The 26,301-nt window shown below is 64.2% G+C and carries 28 protein-coding genes; 13 read left to right on the top strand and 15 right to left on the bottom strand.

Annotated features, from left to right (window positions below; genetic code table 11):
* Positions 1 to 70: 70 nt before the first annotated feature.
* The 7 genes from coaA to hisB all read right to left on the bottom strand — a co-directional run bounded on the left by coaA (position 71) and on the right by hisB (position 4,797).
* Positions 71 to 1,027 carry a type I pantothenate kinase gene (gene coaA, locus ACVWY3_RS30170; protein WP_456841718.1) on the bottom strand — a complete coding sequence of 319 codons (957 nt, stop codon included), beginning with the start codon at positions 1,025 to 1,027 and terminating at the stop codon, positions 71 to 73.
* A gap of 21 nt (positions 1,028 to 1,048) precedes the next feature.
* Positions 1,049 to 1,375 (bottom strand): phosphoribosyl-ATP diphosphatase, encoded by a 327-nt coding sequence (locus ACVWY3_RS30175; RefSeq protein ID WP_456841719.1) that lies wholly within the window; start codon positions 1,373 to 1,375, stop codon positions 1,049 to 1,051.
* A 76-nt stretch (positions 1,376 to 1,451) separates the two neighbouring features.
* A complete protein-coding gene (gene hisF / locus ACVWY3_RS30180; RefSeq protein WP_456841720.1) occupies positions 1,452 to 2,225 on the bottom strand; it encodes an imidazole glycerol phosphate synthase subunit HisF in 774 nt (257 codons plus the stop codon).
* A 3-nt stretch (positions 2,226 to 2,228) separates the two neighbouring features.
* Positions 2,229 to 2,966, bottom strand: a complete 738-nt coding sequence (gene hisA, locus ACVWY3_RS30185; RefSeq protein WP_456843492.1) for a 1-(5-phosphoribosyl)-5-[(5-phosphoribosylamino)methylideneamino]imidazole-4-carboxamide isomerase — start codon at positions 2,964 to 2,966, stop codon at positions 2,229 to 2,231.
* Positions 2,963 to 3,613 carry an imidazole glycerol phosphate synthase subunit HisH gene (gene hisH / locus ACVWY3_RS30190; RefSeq protein WP_456841721.1) on the bottom strand — a complete coding sequence of 217 codons (651 nt, stop codon included), beginning with the start codon at positions 3,611 to 3,613 and terminating at the stop codon, positions 2,963 to 2,965. Before hisH ends, hisA begins: the two co-directional genes overlap by 4 nt.
* Positions 3,610 to 4,140: a DUF2628 domain-containing protein gene (locus ACVWY3_RS30195; RefSeq protein ID WP_456841722.1), complete on the bottom strand. Its 531-nt coding sequence runs from the start codon at positions 4,138 to 4,140 to the stop codon at positions 3,610 to 3,612. The genes hisH and ACVWY3_RS30195 overlap by 4 nt, the downstream gene beginning before the upstream one ends.
* Before the next feature lie 63 nt (positions 4,141 to 4,203).
* Entirely contained in the window at positions 4,204 to 4,797 is a 594-nt protein-coding gene (gene hisB, locus ACVWY3_RS30200) for an imidazoleglycerol-phosphate dehydratase HisB (protein WP_271587898.1), read from the bottom strand.
* 238 nt (positions 4,798 to 5,035) lie between these two features.
* Here hisB and hslV point away from each other — a divergent pair, with 238 nt between their 5' ends.
* The 5 genes from hslV (at position 5,036) to ACVWY3_RS30225 (ending at position 9,444) form a co-directional block, all read left to right on the top strand.
* Positions 5,036 to 5,596 (top strand): ATP-dependent protease subunit HslV, encoded by a 561-nt coding sequence (hslV, locus tag ACVWY3_RS30205; RefSeq protein WP_456841723.1) that lies wholly within the window; start codon positions 5,036 to 5,038, stop codon positions 5,594 to 5,596.
* 81 nt (positions 5,597 to 5,677) lie between these two features.
* Complete coding sequence (locus ACVWY3_RS30210) at positions 5,678 to 6,163, top strand: GNAT family N-acetyltransferase (RefSeq protein WP_456841724.1); 486 nt, start codon at positions 5,678 to 5,680, stop codon at positions 6,161 to 6,163.
* The gene (locus tag ACVWY3_RS30215; protein ID WP_456841725.1) at positions 6,160 to 6,777 is read left to right on the top strand and encodes a DUF2585 domain-containing protein; all 618 of its coding nucleotides are present in this window, start codon (positions 6,160 to 6,162) and stop codon (positions 6,775 to 6,777) included. Before ACVWY3_RS30210 ends, ACVWY3_RS30215 begins: the two co-directional genes overlap by 4 nt.
* A gap of 49 nt (positions 6,778 to 6,826) precedes the next feature.
* Positions 6,827 to 8,131: an ATP-dependent protease ATPase subunit HslU gene (hslU, locus tag ACVWY3_RS30220; protein WP_456841726.1), complete on the top strand. Its 1,305-nt coding sequence runs from the start codon at positions 6,827 to 6,829 to the stop codon at positions 8,129 to 8,131.
* 188 nt (positions 8,132 to 8,319) lie between these two features.
* On the top strand, positions 8,320 to 9,444 hold the full coding sequence (locus tag ACVWY3_RS30225) for a hypothetical protein (protein ID WP_456841727.1): 1,125 nt from the start codon (positions 8,320 to 8,322) through the stop codon (positions 9,442 to 9,444).
* Here ACVWY3_RS30225 and ACVWY3_RS30230 read toward each other — a convergent pair.
* The 3 genes from ACVWY3_RS30230 to ACVWY3_RS30240 are packed head-to-tail and all read right to left on the bottom strand — an operon-like array spanning position 9,441 to position 12,236.
* Positions 9,441 to 10,028, bottom strand: coding sequence for a Smr/MutS family protein (locus ACVWY3_RS30230; protein ID WP_456841728.1), 588 nt, complete (start codon positions 10,026 to 10,028; stop codon positions 9,441 to 9,443). The two genes, ACVWY3_RS30225 and ACVWY3_RS30230, sit on opposite strands and share 4 nt — an antisense overlap.
* Positions 10,025 to 11,563 (bottom strand): murein transglycosylase A, encoded by a 1,539-nt coding sequence (gene mltA / locus ACVWY3_RS30235; RefSeq protein ID WP_456841729.1) that lies wholly within the window; start codon positions 11,561 to 11,563, stop codon positions 10,025 to 10,027. The genes ACVWY3_RS30230 and mltA overlap by 4 nt, the downstream gene beginning before the upstream one ends.
* The gene (locus tag ACVWY3_RS30240; protein ID WP_456841730.1) at positions 11,541 to 12,236 is read right to left on the bottom strand and encodes a Tim44/TimA family putative adaptor protein; all 696 of its coding nucleotides are present in this window, start codon (positions 12,234 to 12,236) and stop codon (positions 11,541 to 11,543) included. The genes mltA and ACVWY3_RS30240 overlap by 23 nt, the downstream gene beginning before the upstream one ends.
* Before the next feature lie 409 nt (positions 12,237 to 12,645).
* Here ACVWY3_RS30240 and secB point away from each other — a divergent pair, with 409 nt between their 5' ends.
* Complete coding sequence (gene secB / locus ACVWY3_RS30245) at positions 12,646 to 13,134, top strand: protein-export chaperone SecB (RefSeq protein WP_456841731.1); 489 nt, start codon at positions 12,646 to 12,648, stop codon at positions 13,132 to 13,134.
* A 9-nt stretch (positions 13,135 to 13,143) separates the two neighbouring features.
* Here the strand turns inward: secB and dnaQ are convergent, their stop codons facing one another.
* From dnaQ to ACVWY3_RS30265, 4 genes are read right to left on the bottom strand one after another with little or no spacing between them, the layout of a single operon-like run.
* On the bottom strand, positions 13,144 to 13,863 hold the full coding sequence (gene dnaQ, locus ACVWY3_RS30250) for a DNA polymerase III subunit epsilon (RefSeq protein ID WP_456843493.1): 720 nt from the start codon (positions 13,861 to 13,863) through the stop codon (positions 13,144 to 13,146).
* 26 nt (positions 13,864 to 13,889) lie between these two features.
* Entirely contained in the window at positions 13,890 to 14,489 is a 600-nt protein-coding gene (coaE, locus tag ACVWY3_RS30255) for a dephospho-CoA kinase (protein WP_456841732.1), read from the bottom strand.
* A gap of 23 nt (positions 14,490 to 14,512) precedes the next feature.
* Positions 14,513 to 15,121 carry a Maf family protein gene (locus tag ACVWY3_RS30260; RefSeq protein ID WP_456841733.1) on the bottom strand — a complete coding sequence of 203 codons (609 nt, stop codon included), beginning with the start codon at positions 15,119 to 15,121 and terminating at the stop codon, positions 14,513 to 14,515.
* Entirely contained in the window at positions 15,121 to 15,960 is an 840-nt protein-coding gene (locus ACVWY3_RS30265) for a pyruvate, water dikinase regulatory protein (protein WP_456841734.1), read from the bottom strand. The genes ACVWY3_RS30260 and ACVWY3_RS30265 overlap by 1 nt, the downstream gene beginning before the upstream one ends.
* A gap of 460 nt (positions 15,961 to 16,420) precedes the next feature.
* On the opposite strand from ACVWY3_RS30265, the gene hemJ reads away from it, so the two are divergent.
* From hemJ to ACVWY3_RS30300, 7 genes are all read left to right on the top strand, one after another.
* Positions 16,421 to 16,855: a protoporphyrinogen oxidase HemJ gene (hemJ, locus tag ACVWY3_RS30270; RefSeq protein ID WP_456841735.1), complete on the top strand. Its 435-nt coding sequence runs from the start codon at positions 16,421 to 16,423 to the stop codon at positions 16,853 to 16,855.
* 249 nt (positions 16,856 to 17,104) lie between these two features.
* Positions 17,105 to 18,370: a transcription termination factor Rho gene (gene rho, locus ACVWY3_RS30275; protein WP_011083462.1), complete on the top strand. Its 1,266-nt coding sequence runs from the start codon at positions 17,105 to 17,107 to the stop codon at positions 18,368 to 18,370.
* A 312-nt stretch (positions 18,371 to 18,682) separates the two neighbouring features.
* Positions 18,683 to 20,032: a tRNA uridine-5-carboxymethylaminomethyl(34) synthesis GTPase MnmE gene (mnmE, locus tag ACVWY3_RS30280; protein ID WP_456841736.1), complete on the top strand. Its 1,350-nt coding sequence runs from the start codon at positions 18,683 to 18,685 to the stop codon at positions 20,030 to 20,032.
* Between the two features lie 432 nt (positions 20,033 to 20,464).
* Complete coding sequence (gene mnmG, locus ACVWY3_RS30285; RefSeq protein ID WP_456841737.1) at positions 20,465 to 22,345, top strand: tRNA uridine-5-carboxymethylaminomethyl(34) synthesis enzyme MnmG; 1,881 nt, start codon at positions 20,465 to 20,467, stop codon at positions 22,343 to 22,345.
* Between the two features lie 141 nt (positions 22,346 to 22,486).
* Positions 22,487 to 23,128: a 16S rRNA (guanine(527)-N(7))-methyltransferase RsmG gene (gene rsmG, locus ACVWY3_RS30290; RefSeq protein WP_456843494.1), complete on the top strand. Its 642-nt coding sequence runs from the start codon at positions 22,487 to 22,489 to the stop codon at positions 23,126 to 23,128.
* A gap of 28 nt (positions 23,129 to 23,156) precedes the next feature.
* The gene (locus ACVWY3_RS30295; RefSeq protein ID WP_456841738.1) at positions 23,157 to 24,023 is read left to right on the top strand and encodes a ParA family protein; all 867 of its coding nucleotides are present in this window, start codon (positions 23,157 to 23,159) and stop codon (positions 24,021 to 24,023) included.
* 164 nt (positions 24,024 to 24,187) lie between these two features.
* Positions 24,188 to 25,075 (top strand): ParB/RepB/Spo0J family partition protein, encoded by an 888-nt coding sequence (locus ACVWY3_RS30300; RefSeq protein ID WP_456841739.1) that lies wholly within the window; start codon positions 24,188 to 24,190, stop codon positions 25,073 to 25,075.
* A gap of 92 nt (positions 25,076 to 25,167) precedes the next feature.
* On the opposite strand, the gene holA is transcribed toward ACVWY3_RS30300, so the two are convergent.
* Positions 25,168 to 26,196, bottom strand: coding sequence for a DNA polymerase III subunit delta (holA, locus tag ACVWY3_RS30305; protein ID WP_456841740.1), 1,029 nt, complete (start codon positions 26,194 to 26,196; stop codon positions 25,168 to 25,170).
* Positions 26,197 to 26,301: the final 105 nt, after the last annotated feature.

Genomic DNA, 26,301 nt, shown 5'->3' on the forward strand with positions numbered 1-26,301 from the left:
GAGCGATGGTGGGCACGGCGCGCGAAGAGAGCGCGCCTTTGCCCACCCTACGGCACCGGGGCGCCGCGGCTTATAGCCTGCGCAGCGCCACGCTTTCCACCGTATGATCCGCGCCCTTCTTCAGGATCAGCGTCGCGCGGGGGCGGGTCGGCAGGATGTTGTCCTCGAGATTGGCGAGGTTGGTGCGCTCCCAGATCGCGATCGCGGTCGCGGTGGCTTCCTCGTCCGACAGCAGCGCATAGCGGTTGAAGTAGGACTTTGGATTGGTGAACGCGGTGTCGCGCAGCGCCAGGAAGCGCTTGATGTACCATTGCCGCAGCGCCGCCTCGTCGGCGTCGATATAGACCGAGAAATCGAAGAAGTCGGAGACCACGGGCACCGCCTTGCCGTCGCGCGGCAGCTTGCCGGTCTGCAGCACGTTGACGCCCTCGACGATCAGGATGTCGGGCTGGTCGACCTCGGCCCACTGGCCCGGAACGATGTCGTAGGTCAGATGCGAATAAACCGGCGCACGCACATGGCGGCGGCCGGACTTGATGTCGGAGAGGAAGCTCAAGAGCAGCGGCAGGTCATAGCTCTCCGGAAAACCCTTCTTCTGCATGATGCCCTGCCGGTCGAGCACCGCGTTGGGATAGAGGAATCCATCGGTGGTGATCAGCTCGACCTTCGGCCGCGGCGACCAGCGCGCCAGCAGCGCCTGGAGCACGCGGGCCGTGGTCGACTTTCCGACCGCGACCGAGCCGGCGACGCCGATGATATAGGGCACCTTGCGATCGCGGATGTTGAGGAACTGGCGTTCGGCGTAATACAGCCGCTGCGTTGCATCGACATAGATCGACAGCAGGCGCGACAGCGGGAGGTAGATGTCCTCGACCTCCTGCAGGTCGAGGCGGTCGTGCAGCGAGCGCAGCCGGTCGAACTCACCCGGCTCCAGCGTCATCGGCGTGTCGTCACGCAGTCGCGCCCACTCTTCGCGCGTATAGACGCGGTAGGGGTTATACTGCTGCTCGGGTGCGCGGATATCCATGACGCGACCTCTCCACCTCGGCTAGTTGCCGCCCTTGCGCGACGCCTTCTCTTCCAAGCCCGACATATTCGTGCGCTTGTCCAGCGCCGCTTCCACCTCTTCCAACTTTACGCCGCGGGACTTGAGCAGCACAAGGAAGTGATAGAGCAGGTCGGCACTTTCAGCGATCAGATGCGCGCGATCGTTTTCGACTGCTGCGATTACGGTTTCGACTGCTTCCTCGCCGAACTTCTTGGCGCAATGCTCGGCGCCCTTGTCGAGGAGCTTGCGGGTATAGGAGGCCTCGCCACCGGACGCCGCGCGGGCGTCGATGGTCTCGGCGAGATGATGGATCGTGAAACGCGCCATACAGAACACTCAAAACACGTCCGGCCGAACGAGCCGGTACCGCCGGCCTATGTAGCATTTTTATGAAGCGGAGTCGTCAGGCATCGAGGCGCATGGGTAGCCCGCGCCGGGCCATATGCTCCTTGGCTTGGCGGATGGTGAATTCCCCGAAGTGGAAGATCGAGGCGGCGAGCACTGCGGTGGCATGCCCGTCGCGGATACCGTCGACGAGATGGTCGAGATTGCCGACGCCGCCCGAGGCGATCACGGGGACGGGGACGCTGTCGGCGATCGCCCGGGTCAGCGGAATGTCAAAGCCCTGCCTGGTGCCGTCGCGGTCCATCGAGGTGAGCAGGATTTCGCCGGCGCCGAGCGAGACCACTTCCTGGGCATATTCGATCGCGTCGATGCCCGTGGAGTTGCGGCCGCCATGGGTGAAAATCTCCCAGCGGTCGCCGCCCGGGCGCTTGACCCGCTTGGCGTCGATCGCGACCACGACACACTGCTCGCCGAATTTCTCGGCAGCTTCCTTGACGAACTCGCGCCGCGACACCGCGGCGCTGTTGATCGAGACCTTGTCCGCGCCGGCGCGCAGCAGCGTCTTGATGTCGTTGACCTCACGGACGCCGCCGCCGACGGTCACGGGCATGAAGCAGGCCTCGGCCGTACGCCGGACCACGTCCAGCATGATGCCGCGATTCTCATGGGTCGCGGTGATGTCGAGGAAGGTGAGCTCATCGGCGCCGGCGGCGTCATAGGCGATTGCGGCTTCGACGGGATCGCCTGCATCGCGCAGATCGACGAAGTTGACGCCCTTGACGACGCGGCCGTCCTTGACGTCGAGGCAGGGGATCACGCGCACCTTGAACATATGTCAGCTCCTGCGCGCGTCGCGGATCAAGGTGAGGGCGGCGGCGGGATCGAGCCGGCCGTCGTAAAGTGCGCGGCCGGCGATCGCGCCGGCGAGCTTCTTGGCGCGCGGCGTCAGCATCGCCTTGACGTCCTCGATCGAGGCGAGACCGCCAGAGGCGATCACGGGGACAGAAATGGCGTCGGCCAGTGCAATGGTCGCATCGAGGTTCAGACCCTTGAGCAGGCCGTCGCGCGAGATATCGGTGAAGATGATGGCGGCAACGCCGGCATCCTCGAAGCGCTTGGCAATCTCCAGCACCGTCACCTCAGAGGTCTCGGCCCAGCCCTCGACCGCGACCTTGCCGTCGCGGGCGTCCAGCCCGACCGCGACGCGGCCGGGGAATTTCTTCGCGGCTTCTTTCACCAGCTGGGGATCGCGCACGGCGGCGGTGCCGATGATGACGCGGGTAATACCCTTATCGAGCCAGGCTTCGACCGTCTTGAGATCGCGAATGCCGCCGCCAAGCTGCACCGGGATATTGATCGTCTTCAGCATCGCCTCGACGGCCTCGGCATTCACCGGCTTGCCGGCAAAGGCGCCGTCGAGATCGACGACATGGAGATATTCAAAACCCTGCCCGGCAAAGCTCTGCGCCTGCGCGGCCGGATCGAGGTTGAACACGGTCGCGCGCGCCATGTCGCCCTGCTCGAGGCGCACGCATTGGCCGTTCTTAAGGTCGATCGCGGGAAAGAGAATCACGGTTTCCATCGCAAGAAGTTCGAGATCAGCGCCAGGCCGAAACGCTGGCTCTTCTCGGGGTGAAACTGCGTGCCGACCGCGGTATCCTTGGCGACGATCGCGGTGACTGGCCCGCCGTAATCGGCGCGCGCGAGCACGTCCGCTTCACTGGCGGGGTTGAGGTGGTAGGAGTGCACGAAATAAGCGTGCTGGCCGTTGGGGCCGAGCGGCAGCTTGTTCAGCACCGGATGATCCCTGAGCACCTCGAGCGTATTCCAGCCCATGTGCGGGATCTTCAGGTTCTCGTCGCCCGGCGTGATCTTCTCGACGTCGCCGCCGATCCAGTTCAAGCCTTCGGTGATGACATGCTCCTTGCCGCGGCTTGCCATCAGCTGCATGCCGACGCAAATGCCGAAGAACGGCCGCGCCTTGACGCGCACGGCTTCCGTGATCGCCTCGACCATGCCGTTGACCGCATCGAGGCCACGCCGGCAATCGGCGAAGGCGCCGACACCAGGCAGCACCAGACGGTCAGCCTCATAGGCCTGATCGGGATCGCTGGTGACGAAAACCTTTTGCGGATTTTCCAGGCTGCGCGCAGCGCGCTCGAAGGCTTTCGCGGCGGAATGAAGATTCCCGGAACCGTAATCGATGATGGCGACGCTCATCTTGACCCTCCCGGTTCTGGAAACAAACCAATGATGCCGCCGGCCGGAATTGGCGGCGGGTTCGAGAATGGCTGGCCGGGCACGCTGCGGGTCGGCGGCGGACCGCCGCGATCGACGGCCCATTGATCGTTGACGATGCCGTGCTGCTTCTGGCTCCAGCGCTCGAAGAAGCGCCGCTCGGCAGTGTCCTCGTCGTCGGCAATGACGACGTCGAGCTGCCGCCATTTGCCCCGCGACAGGGTCCAGCGGCGCAGGCTCGAGGCCTCGAGACCCATCAGGAGCGCGATGATGATGTTCGCGAAGAAAACGGCGCGGCGGCCGACGCCGAGGCTGTGCAACCCGGCATCGAATGCAGCCAGGAACACGATCCAACCGATCAGCGCCAGCCAAAGCCGGTTCCACAATAGCCAGAACGGCCCGAAGATCATTGCCCAGAAGTGAAAACCGTCGCGCACGAACACGAACTGGTCGGTCGCGCGCAGATCGGCTGCGGCGGGAGAGGGAGCATGAACTGTGTAGACAGGCATGGCGATGCCCCGTTCTCGAAATTCAGTGATACCGCTGGCGGCGCGTGCCGCCCGAGGCAGACGTCAGCCGCCGAGCGAGCCCTTGGTGGACGGGATCTCGCCCGCCGCTTTGGGGTCGATCGCGACCGCAGTCCGCAGCGCCCGCGCCAGACCCTTGAAGCAGGACTCGGCGATATGATGGCTGTTATCGCCATATAGGGTCTCGACGTGGAGAGTCACGCCGGCATTGATGGCGAAGGCCTGAAACCACTCGCGCACCAGCTCGGTGTCGAACTCACCGATCTTGTCGCGGGGGAAGTCGGCCTTGAACACCAGGAACGGGCGGCCCGAGATGTCGATGACCACGCGCGACAGCGTCTCGTCCATGGGCATGTGCACGCCGGCATAGCGGGTGATGCCCGCCATATTGCCGAGCGCCTGCTTGACCGCCTGGCCGAGCGCGATGCCGGTGTCTTCGGTGGTATGGTGATAATCAATGTGCAGGTCGCCGACCGCCTTGACCGTGAGGTCGATGCGGGAATGGCGGGCGAGGAGATCGAGCATATGGTCGAAAAAGCCGATGCCGGTCGCGATGTTGGCCACGCCGGTGCCATCGAGGTTCACGGTGACCTCGATGTCGGTTTCCTTGGTCTTGCGCTTGATCGTCGCAGTGCGCATTGAAAGCTTTCGCAGTTAGTTGGGCATGACCCTTCGGAAAACCGGTGCCCACTTTCCGGATCATGCCCGTTTGGCCGAAAACGCCAGTCTCTTAACAGCCAAATGACGCATTCGCTACTGCGGGAACGGCTGGCCGGGCCTCTACTTCTGCCTATGGTGAGTGAAATTCGGCCCGGAACGGCCCCGTTGTGCCCCCGCCCTCGACCCCCTAAATCAGCCCGGACAACGAGGGTCATTCATGCAGGATTCCCACAACAGCTCGCCGGGCTGGCACGGCACCACGATCTTGACGGTCCGCAAGGGCGGCAAGGTGGTGGTCGGCGGCGACGGCCAGGTCTCGATCGGCCAAACCGTGATCAAGTCAAACGCCAAGAAGGTCCGCAAGCTCGGCAAGGGCGACGTCATCGGCGGCTTCGCCGGGGCGACCGCCGACGCCTTCACCCTGTTTGAGCGGCTGGAGAGCAAGCTCGAGCAATATCCGGGGCAGCTGACGAGGGCCGCCGTGGAGCTCGCCAAGGATTGGCGTACCGATCGTTACCTCAGGCGGCTGGAGGCCATGATGATCGTGGCCGACAAGGACGTCTCCCTGGTACTGACCGGCACCGGCGACGTGCTCGAGCCCGAGGCCGGCGTGATGGCGATCGGCTCCGGCGGCAATTATGCGCTGGCGGCCGCGCGGGCCCTGATCGACACCGACAAGGACGCCGAGACCATCGTCCGCCGCTCCCTCGACATCGCCGCCGACATCTGCGTCTACACCAACCGCAATTTGACGATCGAGAGCCTGGCGACGGGCTAGGGCTGTGTCCGACAGCGGAGCTCCGGGCTGGCACCTCTCGGGTTCGCGGGAGAGGGGGCGCAGCATCATCGACGGCGCTAGATGAACCCTACCTACACCTTCTGCCCCATGACCACAGCCGATCTGCCGCTGATCCGGCGGTGGCTGGGTGAGGTCCATGTGCGAGAATGGTGGGGCGATCCGGACGAGCAGTTTTCGCTCGTCAGTGGCGATCTCGTTGAGCCCGCCATGGACCAGTTCATCGTGTTGGCCGCTGACAGGCCGTTCGGCTATCTTCAGTGCTACCGCCTGACCGCCTGGAATACGGGCTTCGGGCCGCAACCGGAGGGCACGCGTGGGATCGACCAGTTCATCGGCGAAAGCGACATGGTCGGGCGCGGCCACGGCTCGGCGTTCATCCGACAATTTGTCGATGAGTGCTTCCGGCGAGGCCTGCCGCGCATGGTGACCGATCCGGATCCGCTCAATGCGCGAGCTCTGCGCGCATATGAGAAAGCCGGCTTCATCCGCGACCGCATGGTCGAGACGCCCGACGGGACGGCGCTGCTGATGGTGCGCGAGCCGTGACGCTGACAAGCACGCACGACAGCAGGGCCGCAGTGTCGCCGCTCGCCTGGGTCGGCACCGCGCTGCTGCTGCTCGCGCTGCAAGCCTCGATCCTATCAGCGATGGGGCGCGTGCCGATCTGCACCTGCGGCTATGTCAAGCTCTGGCACGGCGTCGTGAACAGCGCGGAGAACTCGCAGCACATCGCCGACTGGTACAGTTTCTCGCACGTGCTGCACGGCTTCCTGTTCTATGGCTTGACCTGGCTGCTGTTCGCGCAGCTGCCGCTGCTGCGCCTCTCATGGCCCGTCCGGTTGATCATCGCAATGCTGATCGAAGGCGCCTGGGAGATTGTCGAGAATTCGCCCTTCATCATCGAGCGCTACCGCGCCGGTACGATCTCGCTGGATTATTACGGCGACAGCATCGTGAATTCGGTCTCCGACACGCTGTTCATGACAATCGGGTTCCTCGCCGCGCGCATGCTGCCTGTCACGTTGACGGTCCTCACCGGGCTCGCCTTCGAAACCATGCTGGCGCTCCACATTCGCGACAATCTGACGCTCAATATATTGATGCTGATCCATCCGCTCGAGGCCGTGAAACAATGGCAATCGGGCCCGCCCATCATCTGACCTAAAATGCGGCTTGTCCTTGGCCGCCTCCCGCCCTAGCTAAGCAGACATGACAGACTTCTCTCCCCGCGAAATCGTATCCGAACTCGACCGTTTCATCGTCGGCCAGGCGGACGCCAAGCGCGCCGTCTCGATCGCGCTGCGCAACCGCTGGCGCCGGCAGCAGCTTGAAGGCTCGCTGCGTGAAGAGGTGCTGCCGAAGAACATCTTGATGATCGGGCCCACCGGCGTCGGCAAGACGGAGATCGCGCGGCGGCTCGCCAAGCTTGCGAACGCGCCGTTCCTGAAGGTGGAAGCCACGAAGTTCACCGAGGTCGGCTATGTCGGCCGCGATGTCGAGCAGATCATCCGCGATCTCGTCGAGGTCGCGATCGCCCAGGTCCGCGAGCGCAAGCGCAAGGATGTGCACGCACGCGCGCAGCTCGCCGCCGAGGAGCGCGTGCTCGACGCGCTGGTCGGCGCCAACTCCAGCTCCGCGACGCGGGAATCCTTCCGCAAGAAGCTGCGGGCCGGCGAGCTCAACGACAAGGAAATCGAGATCGAGACGCAATCGTCCGGCGGCGGCATGCCGATGTTCGAGATCCCGGGCCTGCCGGGCGCGCAGATGGGCGCGATCTCGATCGGGGACATTTTCGGCAAGCTCGGCGGCCGTCCCAAGACGCGGCGGCTGACGGTCGAAGGCTCGCACGAGATCCTCGTCAACGAGGAATCCGACAAGCTGCTCGATTCCGATCAGCTGACGCTGGAGGCGATCAGCGCCGTCGAGAACAACGGTATCGTGTTCCTGGACGAGATCGACAAGATCTGCGCGCGCGAAGGCCGCGCCGCCGGCGACGTCTCGCGCGAGGGCGTGCAGCGCGACCTCTTGCCGCTGATCGAAGGCACCACGGTCTCGACCAAGCACGGCGCGGTGAAGACCGACCACATCCTGTTCATTGCCTCGGGCGCCTTCCACGTCGCCAAACCGTCGGACCTGTTGCCGGAATTGCAGGGCCGCCTGCCGATCCGCGTCGAATTGCAGGCGCTGACCCGCGACGACATGCGCCGCATCCTGACCGAGCCCGAGGCCTCGCTGATCAAGCAATATGTCGCCCTGATGCAGACCGAGGGCGTCACGCTCGACATCACCGACAGCGCCGTCGACGCGCTCGCCGACGTCGCGGTCGCCGTCAATTCCACCGTCGAGAACATCGGCGCGCGGCGGCTGCAGACCGTGATGGAGCGGGTGCTCGACGAGATCTCCTTCACCGCCCCCGACCGCAGCGGCGAGACCGTCAAGGTCGATGCCGATTTCGTGCAGAAGCACGTCGGCGACCTCGCCAAGAACGCGGATTTGAGCCGGTTTATTTTGTAATTCCGGCTCAGTCCGCTATCTATCCGCTGTCGTCCCTGCGACAGCAGGGATCCATAACCACCGGCATTCCTTATTGGAAAAGATAGCGGCTCCAGCTTTGGCTCAAATAATGCCCTGTGGTTACGGGTCCCGGGTCGCGCTTCGCTTGCCCGGGACGACGGCGGAGTTTGACGCGCCGCAGGTGCCGCGTGCTCGCTGACCTCCAGAAAAACCCCTGGCGCGTGCTGCTCGCGATCAACGCGGCGGTGTTTGTCGGCGTCTTCATTCACAAGATCCTGCTGCCGCCTTACGTTCCCTATATCCACCTCCTCGTCGACTACCATTTCGGCTTCATCAAGCGCGCGCTGATCGGTGCGATTGTCGCGCTGTTCACGGACAAGGTGCCGGTGTGGCTGGTGTTCGCGATCTCAGGCGCGGCGTGGCTGGTGACGCTCGGCCTGTTCCTCAGGCTGTTCCAGAGAACGTTCGGCTTCTCGAACAAGACGCTGCCGCTGTTCGTGCTGATCGCGGGCTCGCCGTATTTCCTGAAGAACTTCATGCACACGCTCGGCCATTTCGACATCTATGGCTGCGTGTTCGCACTCATCCTGCTGCTGATGCCGGCCGGTTCGCTGCTGTTCGTCGCAGCAGCCACGCTGTTCGCGATCATCCTGGTGCTGATCCACCACATCCATTTGTTGATGTATGTGCCGACGATCATCACCATCGTCGGGATCAGGCACTATCTCGCGCACGGCATCACCAGAACGAATCTCGCATTCGGTTTTGCGGCGCTGCTGTGTGTGAGCGCGCTGTTCTTCGCGGCGCAGTTTCTGGGAACGATGCCGGTCCCCGAGGCGGACTTCCTGGCCTATCTGAAGAGCCGGATGGCCGATCCATCCCGCACCAGCCTGCTCCAGTTCAGCTATATCTGGTACCAGCCGCTGTCGAAGGAAGTGTCCGACACCTGGGCATGGCTGCCGCACAACAGCCTCGGCCTGCCCGTGTTCGCGCTGCTGCTCTGGCTGCACACGCCGCTGTGGCGTTATTTTGCGAGCCTGATCGCCGCGCTCGCAAACGAGCTGCACCGGCGTCTCGTCATCGCGGCGCTGACCGCAATCTGCCTCGCCTATCTCGTCATGTTCGCGATGGTGTTCGATTATTCGCGCTGGATGTCGAACTGGGCGGTCTGCATGTTCCTGATCCTGCACGCGGTCAAGACGCTGCCCGCCGCGCGCGACACCGCCCTGATCCCGTCGGACGACAGGAAGACCAACATCTTCGGCCTGGTCCTCACCCTGATCCCGCGCGTCGGAATCGTCCGGCCGTTCTAAGACCTCGCCCGCCTGATCCGCACATACAGCGCCCCCTCGCCGCCGTGGCCGATCGCGGCCTCCTCGAAACCGACCACCAAGGCGCGGAATTCCGGCAGGCTCAGCCATTCCGGCACTTGCCGCCGCAGCACGCCGCTTTCGCCGCCGCTGCGGCCCTTGCCGGTGATGACGAGCACGAACGTCAGGCCGTCCTGATGCGCGCGGTGCAGGAAGCCGGTGAGGGCGCGATGGGCGCGCATCTGGGTCATGCCGTGCAGATCGAGCCGCGCCTCGATCTCGCTGCGGCCCCGCGACAGTTTTGCGCGCTCGCGCTTGCCGAGCGGTGCCAGCGGCGGCATCGCCGGTTTTGCCACGCGCGGCGCCGGCGCAGCCGCGATCGGCCGCGGTGATGGCGCAGGTCGCGCCACCGGCGCAGGCGAAGGCTCCGCGCGCGGCGCGATCGGCGCCTTTGGCGCGCGATGCTTGCGCAGTGGCTTGACGTGCTTGGCGACGAGATCCCACAGCTCGCGCTCTTCCTCGCTCAGCGCGCGGCGGCGCGGCGAGGGACGAGGCTCCAGCACGGGCGGACGGGACGATCGCTTCATTGCTGCCGGTGGAGCCGATTCTTCATCGGCCGCCGCGGCTCCTGCACGGGCTCGATCACGGGACGCGGCACCGGCAGCGGGACGGGGTTAGCAACGGCTACCGTCTCGCTTCTCGCCGGCGTTGCGGCAGCGGCAGGCGCGCCCTTGGCAGAATCCTTCGCGGGCCCGGTTTGCGGAAACAGCTTTGCGATCTTCTCCGACGGCCTGGGATCCGGCACCGGCAGCCGCGCCGCACGCACCGCAGGATCGATGCTCTTCGGCACCAACATGACGAAGTGCATGGGATGGCGCAGCCGGCCCGACACCCGACCAGCCTCCTGGCCGGCACCAAAGTAGAGATCGGCGCGCGCCGGGCCGATGATCGCCGAGCCGGTGTCCTGCGCGATCATCAAACGATGGAACGGCGTCTTCGAGCGTTCGGAATCGATCGGCAGCTCGCCCTCGATGAAGAACGGCGTGCCGTAGACGTGCAGCGACTTGTCGACCGCAATCGAGCGCCCCGCGGTCAGCGGAATGCCTTGCGCGCCGACCGCCTCGTCCTTGTCGGAAAGGTTGACCTCGCGGAAGAAGATGTAGGAGCGGTTCTGGCGGCGCAGCTCCTTGGCGCCGTCGGGGTTCTGCGCCATCCACTCCCTGATTTTCTGCATCGACATCTCTTCCTTCGGAATGATGCCGCGCTCGATCAAAATGCGACCGACGGCCGTGTAAGGATAGCCGTTGTAGGCGTCATAGTTGAGCCGGATGGTGCCGCCGTCATCGAACTTGATCCGCGCCGAGCCCTGGATCTGGGCGAACAGCAGATCAGTCGGATCCTTCAGCCAGGCGATCTCGAGCCCGCGGCCGGCGATCTTGCCGTCCTCGATCTCACCGCGGTCGTAATAGGGCACGAGCTTGCGGCGGCCGATCTTGCGGTACACCGGCCCCTTGTTGGGCAGGCTGATCGAATCCTGCTTGTAGCCGCGCACGAACAGGTTCGACGGGCGGCGATAGACCGGCACGTTGAAGACGTCGGTCTGCGTGCGCGATCCCTCCAGCACCGGCTCGTAATAACCGGTGACGAAACCGTCGGGCTCGCCCAAGCGGGAGATGCGCAGGGCTACGAAATTCTGCTCGAAGAAGGCTTTCGCTTTCGCGTCGTCGCTGAGGTCGAGCGATTTGGCGGCGCGACAAGGTTCGTTCAGCGAGGCCCCCAGTGCCTTCGGTTCAGGCGCCCCAGTCTGCGCATTGATCGACTTGCAGCTGGTGCGAAAGGTCTTGTAGGCGGCGAGATGATCGTCCTCGCTCCAGCCCTTCACATCGGCCCAGGCCACCGGCAGATATTGCGCGCCTGATATCTCGAACGGCAGGGGAAGCTGCGGATAGGGCAGAGCCCGCGGCGGGGCGGCGGGCAGTTGCAGGAGATGATGGTGATGGCTGCGATAGTGGCGCCGCGCCGCCTCGGCGCCGAGCGAAAACGACGATAGCGCGACGGCAGCTGCGCAAAGCGCCGTCGCGCTAGTCTTCAGAACGGTCCTAGTTCGCGCTTCCGGTGCCAACCAGCTTCCAGTTCGGATCGCGAGAGGTGGTGTCGCGGGCGAAAGTCCAGATGTCGGTGATGTCGGCCACCGTGTCGGCGCTGCCGTCAACGATGTTGCCGGTCTTGTCGCGCGTGACCGAGATCATCTGCGAGACGAAGCGCACGGTCAGCTGGGCGGTACGGTCGCGCAGCTCCGCGCCGACGAGCTCAGCCTTGTCGATCGAGACGAACCGCGTCTCGGTCTTCTGCTCGTTCTTCTCGCGCTCCTTGATCGCGGCGTCGAAGCTCTCATAGACCTCCGACGACAACAGGTCGCGCAGCGCGCGGCGGTCGCCATTGGCAAAAGCCAGCACGATCATCTCGTAGGCGCCGCGGGCCCCCGAGATGAAATGGCGCGGGTCGAAGGTGGAATCCTTCTCGACGATCGCGTCGAGACCCTGGGCCAGTGCGGTGCCCGGTTCAGTCAGGCCCTTCCAGCGATCGGAGGGCGGGGCCGGCTCGGCCGCCGGCGCCAGCGGGGCCTGGTCGATCACCTTGCCCGGCATGGTCACGACGTTCTTGTCCTGGGCGCCCTGGAGCGCGTTGCGGTCGAACGGCGGCCGCTCGTTGCCCGTGCGCTGCCCCAGCACGCTGCGCAGCCTCAGGAAGATAAAGACCGCCAGCGCCAGGAAGATGATGGTGTAGATGTCCACGTCGTATTCGCTTTCTGGTCTTCTCTAGAAGGGTCTTCAGGATCGTCGCCGGGAAAATCGATCCGGCCAGTAGACCGTTCCATACGGGAACGGCAAGTCTACATCACCATTTTGGGTCCGCGTCGGTCCGTGGGATGTAGGCACGGAATCTTGCCCGGCCAATGGCGCCTTTTGGCACAGCGGCGAGTGTAGCGCGTTTTATGCTTAAGGGGAAACCCGATCGTGCCCGGAAATCGCGCATCTTCAATCATTTAAGGCGCAATTTCGCCAAAAGGCCGGGCCGAGCGTCACAGTTGTGGGCGCGGCCCCGGATACGCCATCCGGCGCCGTTCGTCCTTGTGGAACGAGGCGGGCCTATGTTAGCCAACCGCCGCGAAATTCAGCCCCAATCGGGTAAGGAGAGACTTTCATGACCAACGGTAACGGCACCCCTCCCGAGGCGGCCCAGGCTCCCCAGCTCAACGTTCTGGCACAGTATACCAAGGACCTGTCGTTCGAAAATCCGAACGCCCCCAGCTCGCTCCAGCAGCAGAGCCAACCGCCCCAGATCAACATCCAGATCAATGTCAGCGCCAACAATCTCAGCGAAACCGAATTCGAGGTAACGCTGTCGGTCGAAGGCAAGGCCGAGTCGGCGGGCAAGATCATGTTCTCGTTCGAGCTCGCCTATGCCGGCGTGTTCCGCGTCACCAACGTGCCGAAGGAGAATTTGCATCCGCTGGTCATGATCGAGTGCCCGCGCCTGCTGTTCCCGTTTGCTCGCGAGATCATCGCGACCGCCGTGCGCGACGGCGGCTTCCCGCCCCTGATGCTGGATCCGGTCGACTTCGTCGGTCTCTATCGCCAGAACATGGAACGGCAGATGGCCGCCCAGGGCGGACAGACCGGTCAGGCCTGATGAGCGAGCCTAACCGGCCGCAACAGCGGCCGGAGCGGCGAGGTACTCGTTCCAGATCGCCTTCTCGCCGAGCGTCGCGATGAAGGCCTTGTGGGCCTCGCGCTCGGCGTCCGAGATCCGCGGCGCAAGCGGCACCGGCCGCTGCCGTCGCGGGGCGTCGCCAGAAGTGCTGATGCGAATCTCCTCGGCTTCCGACGCCAGCAGCAGCTGCGACTGCCGCGCCCCGACCAGATCGACATAGACTTCGGCCAGAAGCTCGGCGTCGAGCAGCGCGCCATGCTTGGTGCGGTGTGAATTGTCGATCGAATAGCGCGAGCAGAGATCGTCGAGCCGGTTCGACACGCCGGGATGCTTGCGACGCGCCAGCAGTAGCGTATCGACCAGCCGTTCGCGCGGGATCGCCGCGCGCTTGATGCGGTCGAGCTCGGCATTGATGAAGCTGATGTCGAACGAGGCGTTGTGGATCACCAGCGGCGCATCGCCGATGAACTCCAGAAACGCATCGACCACCTCGTGGAACAGCGGCTTGGTCGACAGGAATTCGGCCGACAGCCCGTGCACCGCAAAGGCTTCCGCCGGCATGTCCCTCTCAGGGTTGATATAGACGTGATAGGTCTGTCCCGTCGGCATGCGGTTGAAAATCTCGACGCAGCCGATTTCGACCAGGCGATCGCCACGGAGCGGATCAAGGCCGGTGGTCTCGGTGTCGAGAACGATTTCGCGCATGATCTTGAGGTGCCTGGTGGGACGGCGAATCAGGTTCGCCGCTGCGGCATCTTAACGACCTCGGCCAGGATGTGCGCGATTTGCGCCCGCACGGGTTCAAGTCCGTGTGACGTATCCACCACGAAATCGGCGCGCCTGCGCTTTTCGGCATCGGGCGTCTGCTTGGCAATAATCGCGTCGAGCTTGGCCTCGTCCATCGTGCCGCGCGCCAGCACCCGCTCGCGCTGAAGTTCCGGCGAGGTCGAGACCACGACCACGGCATCGACGCGCTTCTCGCCGCCGGTCTCAAACAGCAGCGGGATATCCAAAACCACCACCGGCGCCTTGGCCGCCTCCGCATCGGCAAAGAATTTTTGCCGGGACGCGCCAAGCATCGGATGGACGATTTGCTCGAGCTGCTTGATCGCGGCGGGATCATGCACCACGCGCGCGGACAGCTTTGTCCGGTCGACCTTGCCGTTCACGGTGGTGCCGGGGAAGGCTGCTTCGATGGCAGGCGCCGCCTCACCTTCATAGAGCTGGTGGACGGCGGCATCGGCGTCGTAGACGGGCACACCGGCCTCCGCAAACAATTTTGCGGTGGTGGATTTGCCCATTCCGATCGAGCCGGTCAGTCCGAGGATCCGCATCAGCGCCGAACCATTCTTGAAATTTAGACCGCAACTAACCGTTCGCGGCGCAGGAACGCAAGCAGCGGCAGCAGCGGCAGGCCGAGAATGGTGAAATGGTCGCCCTCGATGCGTTCGAACAGGTGGATGCCGAGGCCTTCGAGCTGATAGGCACCGACGCTGGTGGTGACGGCGTCGCCGGCGGCGTCGAGGTAGGCGGACAGTTCAGCATCGGTCATTTTCCGCATGGTCATGCAGGCCACCGAGACATGCTCGAAGACGATCTTGCCGTCATGCGCCACGGCCACGGCCGAATTCAGCTCATGGCTGTTGCCGGCGAGATCGCGCAGTTGCGCCAGCGCCTCGGCGCGGCCGGCAGGCTTGTTGAAGAGGCGATGGCCAAGCGCCAGCGTCTGATCGGCGCCGATCACATAGCTTCCCGGACGATGGGCCGAGACCGCCTTCGCCTTTTCGCGCGCCAGCAGCAGGCCGATCTCGCGCGGATTCGAAAGGTTGGACGCCGCCTGAATGCCGCGCTCGTCGATATCGGCAGTGACGGCCTCGAATGCGAGCCCGGCATTCGCCAGCAGCATCTTTCGCGCGCTGCTTTGCGTGGCCAAGATCAATGGAGATGTGCCGCGCCAGAGAGCCATTATTCCGACGGCCGGTTGCGCTGGCGATCGCTGTAGAGCTTCATGATCGCTGCCGCGGTTTCCTCGATCGAGCGGCGCGTCACATCCAGCAAGGGCCAATCATGTTTGGCGCTGAGCTTGCGCGCAAACGCGACCTCCTCGGTGACCGATTGTCTGTCGGTATAGGTGTCGCTGCCGGAATCGGCGCCCAGGGAGAGCAGGCGGTTCTGACGGATCTGGATCAGGCGTTCCGGCGTCGCGTGCAGGCTGACGACCAGCGGCCGTGTCAGTTTCTCAAGTTGCTCAGGCACGGGAATGCCGGGAACCAGCGGCACGTTGGCGGTGCGGATGCCGCGATTGGCGAGATAGATCGACGTCGGCGTCTTGGAGGTGCGGGACACGCCGACCAGAACCACGTCGGCATCGTCGAGACCTTCGACATGCTGACCGTCGTCATGGATCATCGTGTAGTTCAGCGCGTCGATGCGCTTGAAGTATTCCGCGTTGAGGACGTGCTGGGCGCCGACGCGGCCCGTGGTCGCAGCGCCAAGATAGGCTTCGAACAGCTGCATCACCGGGCCGATGATCGACAGGCTCGGAACATTGATTGCCTTGCACTTGTCCTCGAGCCTCGCGACCAGATCCTTCTCCAGCAGGGTGAACAGCACGATCCCGGGCGCTTCCTCGATCTCGTCGAGCACACGGTCGAGCTGCTTCTGGCTGCGCACCAGCGGGTAGACATGCTCGACCGGGGTCACGTTGGCGTATTGGGCAGCGACGGCGCGCGCCACGGTGATCAGCGTCTCACCGGTCGAGTCGGAAACGAGGTGCAGATGGAAATAGTTGTTCGAGGTCGGCACAAAAACCCTTTGAATTGCGTTGGGGCGGTTTGTGGATTTCTGTGGAGCTTAACCGCTCGGAAAGGGATGCGCGACACCGGGGGCGGGACAAGTGCCAATTTTCTTCACACCGCCGCCGGTCAGAACAAGTCAGGTGCCCAGGCCGCACGGAAGCGGGATTGCGCGGACAACCCCCTTGATAAGCTGCCGACGGAAACGTGCAAGCCTTTGAAGCTGGCCGACTTATCGAAAGTCACCAGAGCTCGCCGGGACATGTTGATGGATGTGAACAAGCGCGCGCGAACCGGCGGACGGTATTGCGTGAGTCCAATCCACGGTCACTCAGACTCAAACCTTTAAGAATCTAAGATTCTAGATTTGAGGAAGGCGCTACGGACGGATATGTGTGCAGGGTAAGACCTTAACGAGTTCTTACTATCCCCAGCCTTCCCTCGGCTGGGCAGCAATCCGGGCGCAGAGCATGTTCGAAGACGTCTATCTCTGGATCAAGGCGCTGCATGTGATCGCCGTCATCTCCTGGATGGCGGGCATGCTCTATCTGCCGCGGCTGTTCGTCTATCACTGCGAGGCCGAGATCGGCTCCAAACAGTCCGAGACGTTCAAGATCATGGAACGCCGGCTGCTCAAGGCGATCATCAACCCTGCCATGATGGTCACCTGGCTCGCCGGGCTCTATCTCGCCTGGTCCGGCCATTGGTTCACCTTCGGCTGGCTGCACGTAAAACTGGCACTGGTGCTGGCGATGTCCGCGGTCCACGGCTTTTTTTCCCGCTGGGTGAAGGATTTCGCCGCCGACCGGCGCCCGCGCAGCCAGAAATTCTATCGGATTATCAATGAGGTGCCGACCGCCCTCATGATTATCATCGTCATCATGGTGATCGTGAAGCCGTTCTAGGCAGCCGCGCGACGTTTCGCTCAGCGGTTCGTCTTGCGGAGCCGGAAGCGATTTTCTATATTATCGACATCCCACCCAACGCAGGCGGATGTGGTTGTGTCTGAGCTTTCCAGAAGCCGGACACCGCATCAGGTTTGAAGCCTCACCGGCACTCTCCTTGCCAGACCTGCGGACCTTACCTTCTCACGTCCGCATTTCAGAGCCTCCTCGCACCCCCTCTCCCTAAGGTTACCCCACAGGACCACCCCAATGCGGGAAATCAAACTCCAGGACCTCAAGTCGAAGACGCCGGCCGAGCTCGTCTCGTTCGCGGAAGAGAATGGGGTCGAGAACGCCAGCACCATGCGCAAGCAGGAGCTGCTGTTCGCCATCCTCAAGCAGCTCTCGCTGGCTGAGACCGATATCGTCGGCGAAGGCGTCGTCGAGGTTCTGTCCGACGGCTTCGGCTTCCTCCGCTCGCCCGACGCGAATTATCTGCCGGGCCCTGACGACATCTACGTTTCGCCCTCGCAGATCCGCCGTTTCGGCCTGCGCACCGGTGACACCATCGAAGGCCACATCCGCAGCCCGAAAGAGGGCGAGCGCTATTTCGCGCTGCTGAAGGTCAACACGCTCAATTTCGAGGACCCGGAAAAGGCCAAGCACAAGGTCAATTTCGACAACCTCACGCCGCTGTTTCCGAATCAGCGTTTCCGCATGGAAATCGACGATCCGACGCGGAAAGACCTGTCTGCGCGCGTGATCGACATCGTCGCCCCGATCGGCAAGGGCCAGCGCGCGCTGATCGTCGCGCCGCCGCGCACCGGTAAAACCGTGCTGATGCAGAACATCGCGCACTCGATCACGCACAATCATCCCGAATGCTATCTGATCGTACTCTTGATCGACGAGCGTCCGGAAGAAGTCACGGACATGCAGCGTTCGGTGAAGGGCGAGGTCGTGTCGTCGACCTTCGACGAGCCGGCGGTGCGTCACGTCCAGGTCGCCGAGATGGTGATCGAGAAGGCAAAGCGCCTGGTCGAGCATGGCCGCGACGTCGTGATCCTGCTCGATTCGATCACGCGCCTCGGCCGCGCTTACAACACCGTGGTGCCATCATCCGGCAAGGTGCTGACCGGCGGTGTCGACGCCAACGCGCTGCAGCGCCCGAAGCGCTTCTTCGGTGCCGCCCGCAACATCGAGGAGGGCGGCTCGCTCACCATCATCGCGACCGCGCTCGTCGATACCGGCAGCCGCATGGACGAAGTCATTTTCGAAGAGTTCAAGGGTACCGGTAACTCGGAACTGATCCTGGACCGCAAGGTCTCGGACAAGCGCACCTTCCCGGCGATCGACATCTCGCGCTCCGGCACCCGCAAGGAGGAGCTCATCACCGATCCGCAGGTGCTTAAGAAGATGTACGTCCTCCGCCGCATCCTCAATCCGATGGGCACGATGGACGCGATCGACTTCCTGCTCGACAAGCTGCGCTCAACCAAGAGCAATTCGGAGTTCTTCGACTCCATGAACACCTGAGTGCGGTGCAACAAGAGATCAGGGGGCGCCTTCGGGCGCCTTTTGTTTGTGCGGTCATGCTGCGGGAAAAGTGCAGCATGGCGGGTAGCCGCGGTACAAATCCGGCTTTGCCAGAAGCTGTTGATGCATTTACGTAATCGTTGAGTCTAGCCAACAGAGCTGCTCCGAGGCGGAACAGTTTTGCAGCAAAGTGCTGCGTTTGGATTGCGCTGCAATAGGGCCATTGCTGCGGTCGAAAGCGCAGCAAATTGTGGCGGTCGACACCGCGAAACGGGCCGTTTGCCTTTTCCCTGCCAGCCGGACAAATAGGCTATGCATCCGCGAGACCAGACCATCTTTGCGCTGTCGTCCGGCCGTGCGCCGAGTGCGATCGCGCTGGTGCGCGTCTCGGGCCCGCAAGCCGGCGCAGTTGTGACGGCGCTCGCGGGCAGGCTGCCGGCGCCGAGACAGGCCAGCCGACGGCTGCTGCGGGATCACGCGGGCGAGCCGATCGACGACGCGGTCGTGCTCTGGTTTCCAGGGCCGGGCAGCGCGACGGGCGAGGACATCGCCGAATTCCACGTCCACGGCGGCCGCGCGGTACTGGCCGCGCTCTTCGCCGCTATTTCGCTAATTCCGAATACACGCGCGGCCGAGCCGGGGGAGTTCACGCGGCGCGCGTTCGAGAACGGCAAGCTCGATCTCACCGAAGCCGAAGGCCTTGACGATCTCATCCACGCCGACACCGACCGTCAGCGGCGCCAGGCGCTACGTCAGCTTGAGGGCCTGCTCGGCCATCGCGCGCGCGACTGGCGCGAGCGCATCATCGAGGCGTCGGCGCTGATCGAGGCCGGCATCGATTTTTCTGACGAGGGCGATGTGCCGGCGGAGCTGATGGCACCGGCGGTGCAGGCGATCAGGGCGCTGCACGATGAAATTGCAAACGCTCTTGCGGCACAGGGCCATGCTGAACGCCTGCGCGACGGCCTTGTGGTTGCGATCGCCGGCGAGCCGAATGTCGGCAAGTCGACGCTGATGAACCAGCTCGCGCGCCGCGAGGTCGCGATCGTCTCGCCGCATGCAGGCACCACGCGTGACGTGATCGAGGTGCAGCTGGATCTCGAGGGCTATCCGGTCACGGTCATTGACACAGCCGGCATTCGCGAGACGGATGACCCGGTCGAGCAGGAGGGCGTGCGCCGGGCGCGGGCGCGGGCGGAAGATGCCGACCTCGTGCTATGGCTGGTGGAGGCTGAGCAGGCCGCCGATCCGAAGTCGCTGCGGGCACTTCGGACATCCGGAGACGACCATCAGCCAGACAGCTCCGTTTGGATCGTGCGCAACAAGATCGACCTCGGGTTCGGAGTTGCGCCGCCGGGCGAGTTCGCCATCTCGGCCAGTCGCGGGGATGGCATCCCGGCCCTGGTCGATGCGCTCGTCAAATTCGCTGCCGAGTTCTTCGGAACCAGCGAGGGCGCCCTGGTGACCCGGGCGCGTCAGCGCGAGCTGCTGATCCAGGCGCGAGACGGCTTGCGCCGGAGTCTGGAGCTTGTAGAAGAGGGCGAGGAGCTCGCCGCCGAAGAGCTTCGTTCCGCCGCCTACGCCCTCGGCCGGCTCTTGGGCCGGGTGGACGTCGAGGACGTCCTCGGGGCCATTTTCCAGAAGTTCTGTATCGGAAAGTAGTGCTTCATTCTAGAACTAGTCCTTGTTCCATTGCTTGTGTTTCACGTGAAACACGGCGCGCCCATCCATGGACGTCTCATGCGAGCGAGTCTCTGCCCAATCTCGCCCGATCGCCGACATTGGCGAGGAGCTCTTGCGACGACGCAATCGAGGCTGCCTTCCCCGAGCCACACTGAATTTGCTTAGCGACGCTCGCGATGACGGTGGCGGTGTCGATACCTGGTGTTGCGGCGCTAGCTGGTTTTGCCTGCCCTTGAACGGAACCCGGGTTGTTTCACGTGAAACAGCCATCCGTTCAGCGCCCCGCCTACTGTGCATGGGGTTGTTTTCAAGAAAACGCTCTGGCCCCCACGACTTCCGCTGTTTCACGTGAAACACCAGCTCCTGAGTTTCTACTTCCGGCTTTCACACCTCTGAGCTAGAAGTCCGCTTATGCGAACAGAGCGAGAGCGCTTCGACGTCATCGTGATTGGCGGCGGCCACGCCGGCTGTGAGGCCGCGGCTGCGTCTGCCCGGATGGGCGCGACGACCGCTCTGGTGACGCACCGTTTCGCCACCGTCGGCGCGATGTCCTGCAATCCCGCCATTGGCGGTCTTGGCAAAGGCCATCTGGTTCGCGAGGTCGATGCTCTCGACGGCCTGATGGGCCGGGTGAGCGATGCCGGCGGTATCCAGTTTCGTGTCCTCAATCGTCGCAAGGGTCCCGCTGTCCGTGGTCCCCGGGCCCAGGCCGACCGGAAGCTCTATGCGGCGGCGATGCAGACCGCGATCCGGGAGACCGAGGGTCTTTCGGTCATCGAAGGCGAGGCCGACGAGCTGATCGTGGTCGAGGGACGGGTGATCGGGCTGCGCCTGGCAGACGGCCGGGAGGTTCGGGCAGGGGCCGTTGTCGTGACCACCGGCACCTTTCTCCGTGGTCTGATCCATCTCGGTGAGAAGAATTGGCCCGCCGGACGGGTTGGCGAAGCCCCCGCGATGGGTCTTTCGGCGTCCTTTGAGCGCGCGGGCTTCACCCTGGGACGGCTCAAGACTGGCACGCCGCCGCGTCTGGACGGCACCACGATCGACTGGTCAGCAGTCGAAATGCAGCCCGGGGACGAGCCGCCGGAGCCGTTCTCGGTCATGACCGAGCGGATCACGACCCCGCAGATCCAGTGCGGGATTACCCGGACCACGGCCGCAACCCATGAGGTGATCCGGGCCAACGTCCATCGCTCTCCGATGTACTCCGGCCAGATCAAGAGCTCGGGACCGCGTTATTGCCCGTCGATCGAAGACAAGATCGTCCGCTTCGGCGATCGCGACGGCCATCAGATCTTCCTGGAGCCGGAAGGGCTCGACGACACGACCGTCTATCCCAATGGCATCTCCACCTCGCTGCCGGAGGAGGTCCAGCTCGCAATTCTCGCCAGTATCCCCGGCCTCGAGCGGGTGAAGATGGTCCGGCCGGGCTACGCCATCGAGTACGACCACATCGATCCCCGCGAGCTCGATCCGACCCTCCAGACCAAGCGCTTGCGTGGCCTGTTCCTGGCCGGGCAGATCAACGGGACCACCGGATACGAGGAAGCCGCCGGGCAGGGCATCGTGGCCGGCCTGAACGCCGCGCTCGCCGCCAGTGGCGCGGCGCCGACCGTGTTCGATCGTGCTGACGGCTATCTCGGCGTGATGATCGACGACCTCGTCACCCGCGGGATCACGGAGCCCTATCGGATGTTCACCTCGCGCGCCGAGTACCGGTTGACGTTGCGGGCGGATAACGCCGACCAGCGTCTGACCGAAAAGGGGATCGCTCTGGGCTGTGTCGGGAGTGCCCGGACCCAGCATCACCGCGCCAAGATGGACGCTCTGAACGCGGCTCGGATCTTGTCGAAGTCGCTGACGATCACTCCGAACGAGGCGATCAAGCACGGGCTGTCCCTGAACCGGGACGGCCAGCGCCGCTCAGCCTTCGAGCTGATGGCCTATCCGGAGATTGGCTGGAGCCAAGTCCGTGCGATCTGGCCGGAGCTGTCCGCGATTGATCCCGTGATCGCCACCCATCTTGAGATCGATGCCAAATACGATGTGTACCTGGAGCGCCAGAGCGCCGACGTGGAGGCGTTCCGGCGGGACGAAGGAATGGTGCTGTCGGAGGTCGATTACAAGCTGGTCCCAGGTCTCTCCAACGAGGTCCGCGCCAAGCTGGAGAAGGCCCGCCCGTTCACGGTCGGCCAGGCCGGCCGGATCGACGGCATGACGCCGGCGGCGCTGGGCATCTTGGCGGGCTATCTCCGCCGTGAGGCGCGAAAGAGCTCCAAGGCAATCGCATAGGCGTTTCACGTGAAACAGCGCGGACCGGGCGGGGACAGACCGCTATGCCGACGACCCGGAGCGGGTGAGGGCGCCGCTCGCCGGGGCGAGCCTCTGCCGGCCAGACCGAAGATCGACAAGGCCAGCGCCAACGATCAGTCGCTGGACGCGACCATCGCCGCCGACAAGATCGCAGCGCTGAAGCTGGTTCCGGTTTCACCTGAAACCGAGGACCGGCTCGACCGCTACATCGCGCTACTCCGCGAGTGGCAGGCCAAGACCAATCTGGTCGCGCCTTCGACCCTGCCAAACCTCTGGACCCGGCACATCGCCGACTCGCTTCAGCTCGTCGATCTCGCGCCATCGGCAAAACGCTGGGCCGACCTTGGCAGCGGCGGCGGCTTTCCTGGCGTGGTCCTCGCCTGCGCCATGGCGAACACGCCAGGCGCGAGCGTCCACCTGGTCGAGCGAATCGCCAAGAAGGCCGCGTTTTTGCGCGAAGCGATTCGCGTCACCACGTCTCCGGGGGTCGTACATCTCGCTGAGATCGGGGATAATGTGGATAGAATCACCGGCCCCGTCGATTGCGTCACCGCGCGTGCACTGGCTCCGCTACATCAACTCATCGGCTTTGCGGAGCCGCTGCTGCGCCAAGGCGCAAAGGCGCTATTTCTCAAGGGTCAAGATGTAGATGCTGAATTGACCGAATCCGCTAAATATTGGAACATTCAGCCGCAGCTCCATCACAGCCGGACGGGGGATGGCTGGATCGTCGAGCTGACTTCAGTTGAACGGCGCGGGTGAGGCCTTCAGGGGTTGAGTGGGGATTTCGATGACCGTGATTGACGAGCCGCCGCAAGAACAAACCCAAGATGAAGCTGGGGTGGTTCCGCAAGGTCACCCGCGCATCCTGGCGCTGGCGAATCAGAAGGGCGGGGTGGGGAAAACAACCACAGCGATCAATCTCGGCACGGCGCTCGCCGCGATTGGCGAGCGCGTCCTGATCGTCGATCTCGACCCGCAGGGCAACGCCTCGACCGGCCTCGGCATCGACCGCCGCAACCGAAGCTGCTCGACCTATGACGTGCTGATCGGCGAAGCGAGCTTGCGCGAAGCGGTGGTCTCGACCGCGGTGCCGCGGCTGCACATCGCGCCCTCGACCATGGACCTCTCCGGCCTCGAGCTCGAGCTCGGCACCACTCCCGGCCGCGCCTTCAAGCTGCGCGACGCCATTAGTGCGCTCAACAACAATGTCTCGCCGGACGCCGACTACACCTATGTGCTGATCGACTGCCCGCCCTCGCTCAATCTGCTCACGGTCAATGCGATGGCGGCGTCGGACGCGATCCTGGTGCCGCTGCAGTGCGAGTTCTTCGCGCTCGAAGGTCTGTCGCAATTGCTTCAGACGGTGGAGCAGGTGCGCTCGACGCTCAACCCGAACCTGTCGATCCACGGCATCGTGCTGACCATGTTCGACTCGCGCAACAACCTCTCGAACCAGGTCGTCGCCGACGTCCGCCAGTTCATGGGCGAGAAGGTCTACAAGACCATGATCCCGCGCAACGTGCGCATCTCCGAAGCGCCGTCCTACGGCAAGCCGGTGCTGGTCTACGATCTCAAATGCGTCGGCAGCGAAGCGTACTTGCGGCTCGCCACCGAAGTGATCCAGCGCGAGCGCGAGCTGCGCACGACGCATTGACGCCAGGCGATCTCATTCCGGACAATTCGCGGGACGCGAATTGATCCGGAATCCCGAGATTGGAATTTGAACAACATCGAGATTCCGGGTTCGCGCTTGGCGCGCCCCGGAATGACGGCAACAGAGTAGCAGGAGCGTTCGAGTTGAATCCAAGGGAGCTGGCGATGGCCGACGAAGCGCGTTCGCGACTGGGCCGGGGTCTTGCGAGTCTGATCGGCGATGTCGGCGGCGAGGCTCAGCACGTCGATCGTCCACGCGCGCAGCGCAAGGTGCCGATCGAATTCCTCAAGGCCAATCCGCGCAACCCGCGCCGCGCCTTTTCGGACACCGAGCTGAAGGAGCTCAGCGAGTCCATCAAGCAGCATGGCGTGATCCAGCCGATCGTCGTGCGCCCGGTCAAGGGCGCGCAGGATCGTTACGAGATCATCGCCGGCGAGCGGCGCTGGCGCGCTTCGCAGATGGCCGGCCTGCACGAGGTGCCGATCGTCCCGGTCGACATCAGCGACAGCGATGCGCTGGAATTCGCGATCGTGGAGAACGTGCAGCGCGAAGACCTCAACCCGATGGAAGAGGCGCTCGGCTATCACGCGCTCGCCAACGAGTTCAAACGCAGCCAGGACGACATCGCAAAGGTGGTCGGCAAGAGCCGCAGCCACATCGCCAACATGATGCGGCTGACCAAGCTGCCGGCCGAGGTGCAGGCCTTGATCACCAGCGGTGATCTGACCGCCGGACACGCCCGCGCGCTGATCGGCGTGCCCGATCCGCTTGCGGCCGCCAAGCGCATCGTGGAGGAAGGCCTCAACGTCCGCCAGGCCGAGGCGCTCGCGCATGAAGAGGGCGTGCCTGAGCGCAAGCCGCAGAAGGCGCGCGCCAGCGGAGGCAAGGACAAGGACCCCGACACGATCGATCTGGAAAAGCGCGTCAGCGACGCGCTCGGCCTCAAGGTCACCGTCAACCACCGCGACCCCGGCGGCTCGGTCCAGATCAACTACCGCAACCTCGATCAGCTCGACGAGGTGATGAAGCGGCTGGCGAAGGGCGTGCTGTAGACTGACCCTCGGTGTCGTCCTGGCGAACGCCAGGACCCATACCGCGTGATCGCCATTGCTTCGCTTCGCTCGCAATGAGGATAGAGTGAGGCTCAGCCCCGCCGCTTCGCGTTGGCGGCGATGGCCATCAGCGTGCGCTGGGCGATGGCGGCGGCGAGGGTGGATTGCTTGCGGGTGTCGAGCGCGGCGGTCGCGAGCTGTTCGATCACTGCCGCGAGCCGGGCTACGCTGAAATTGCGCAGCGCCGTTTCGACCATGGGCTTGCGCGAAAAATGCAGCCGCGGAAAGCCGCCGTCGAGCACGGCGGAGGCGGGCTGGCCGTCGGCGATCGCGAGCGCGGATTTGTGCAGCCACGCCGCCTGGCGCTGCGCGGCCGAGATGATCACGCCGGGATGGGTGCCGGCGATCATGGCTTTTGCGAACTCGGTCTCGACGATATCGGGCCGGCCGGCGAAGGCGCCGTCGACGATCGGATCGAGCTTCAGCTCGGAGGCGTCGGCGACCACGGACATCACGTCATCCAGTGTGATCTCGCCTTTGCCATGGGCATAAAGCGTGAGCTTGCGCAGCTCGTTGCGCGAGGCCTGGCGATCGCCGCCGAGGAAGGACACCAGCGCGGCGCGGGCATCCTGCGCGATGCGCAAATTCGCAATGCGCAGCTCGTCTTCCATCAGTTTTGCGAGATCGCGCTCGGTGTCGGGATAGCAGCCGATCGCCACCGCCGTCTTGGCCTTCTCGCAAGCCTTGCGCAGCGGCGATTCGGGGCGCAGCTCGCCGGCCTCGATCACGATGCGGCAATCCTTCACGCTCATGTCCGCGAGCGTGTCGACGCCGCTGGCGAAGCTGCGCGAGCCGGCGCGAATGCGGATGGCGCGGCGGCCGCCGAACAGTGGCACGGTCATGGCTTCATCGACGAGGCGCGACGGCTCGGCCGAGAGCTCGTCGCCGTCCAGCTTGACCAGCGAGAAGGGATCGTTGGGATCGTCGATCGCGGAGGCGATCAGCGCATCGGCGCGCTCGCGCACGAGGCCGGCGTCAGGACCATAGAGCAGGATGATCGGGCGGCCCGCATCGGGGCGGGCAAGGAAAGCGTCGATCTCTTTTCCGCGCAGCGCGACCATTTCGCCTCGAAGACGTCATTCCGGGGCGTGCCTGGCGCGAACCCGGATCCAGAGGTTGGGGATCGAGATTCCGGGTTCGCCCTGCGGGCGCCCCGGAATGACAAG

Source organism: Bradyrhizobium sp. USDA 4486, assembly GCF_054057995.1.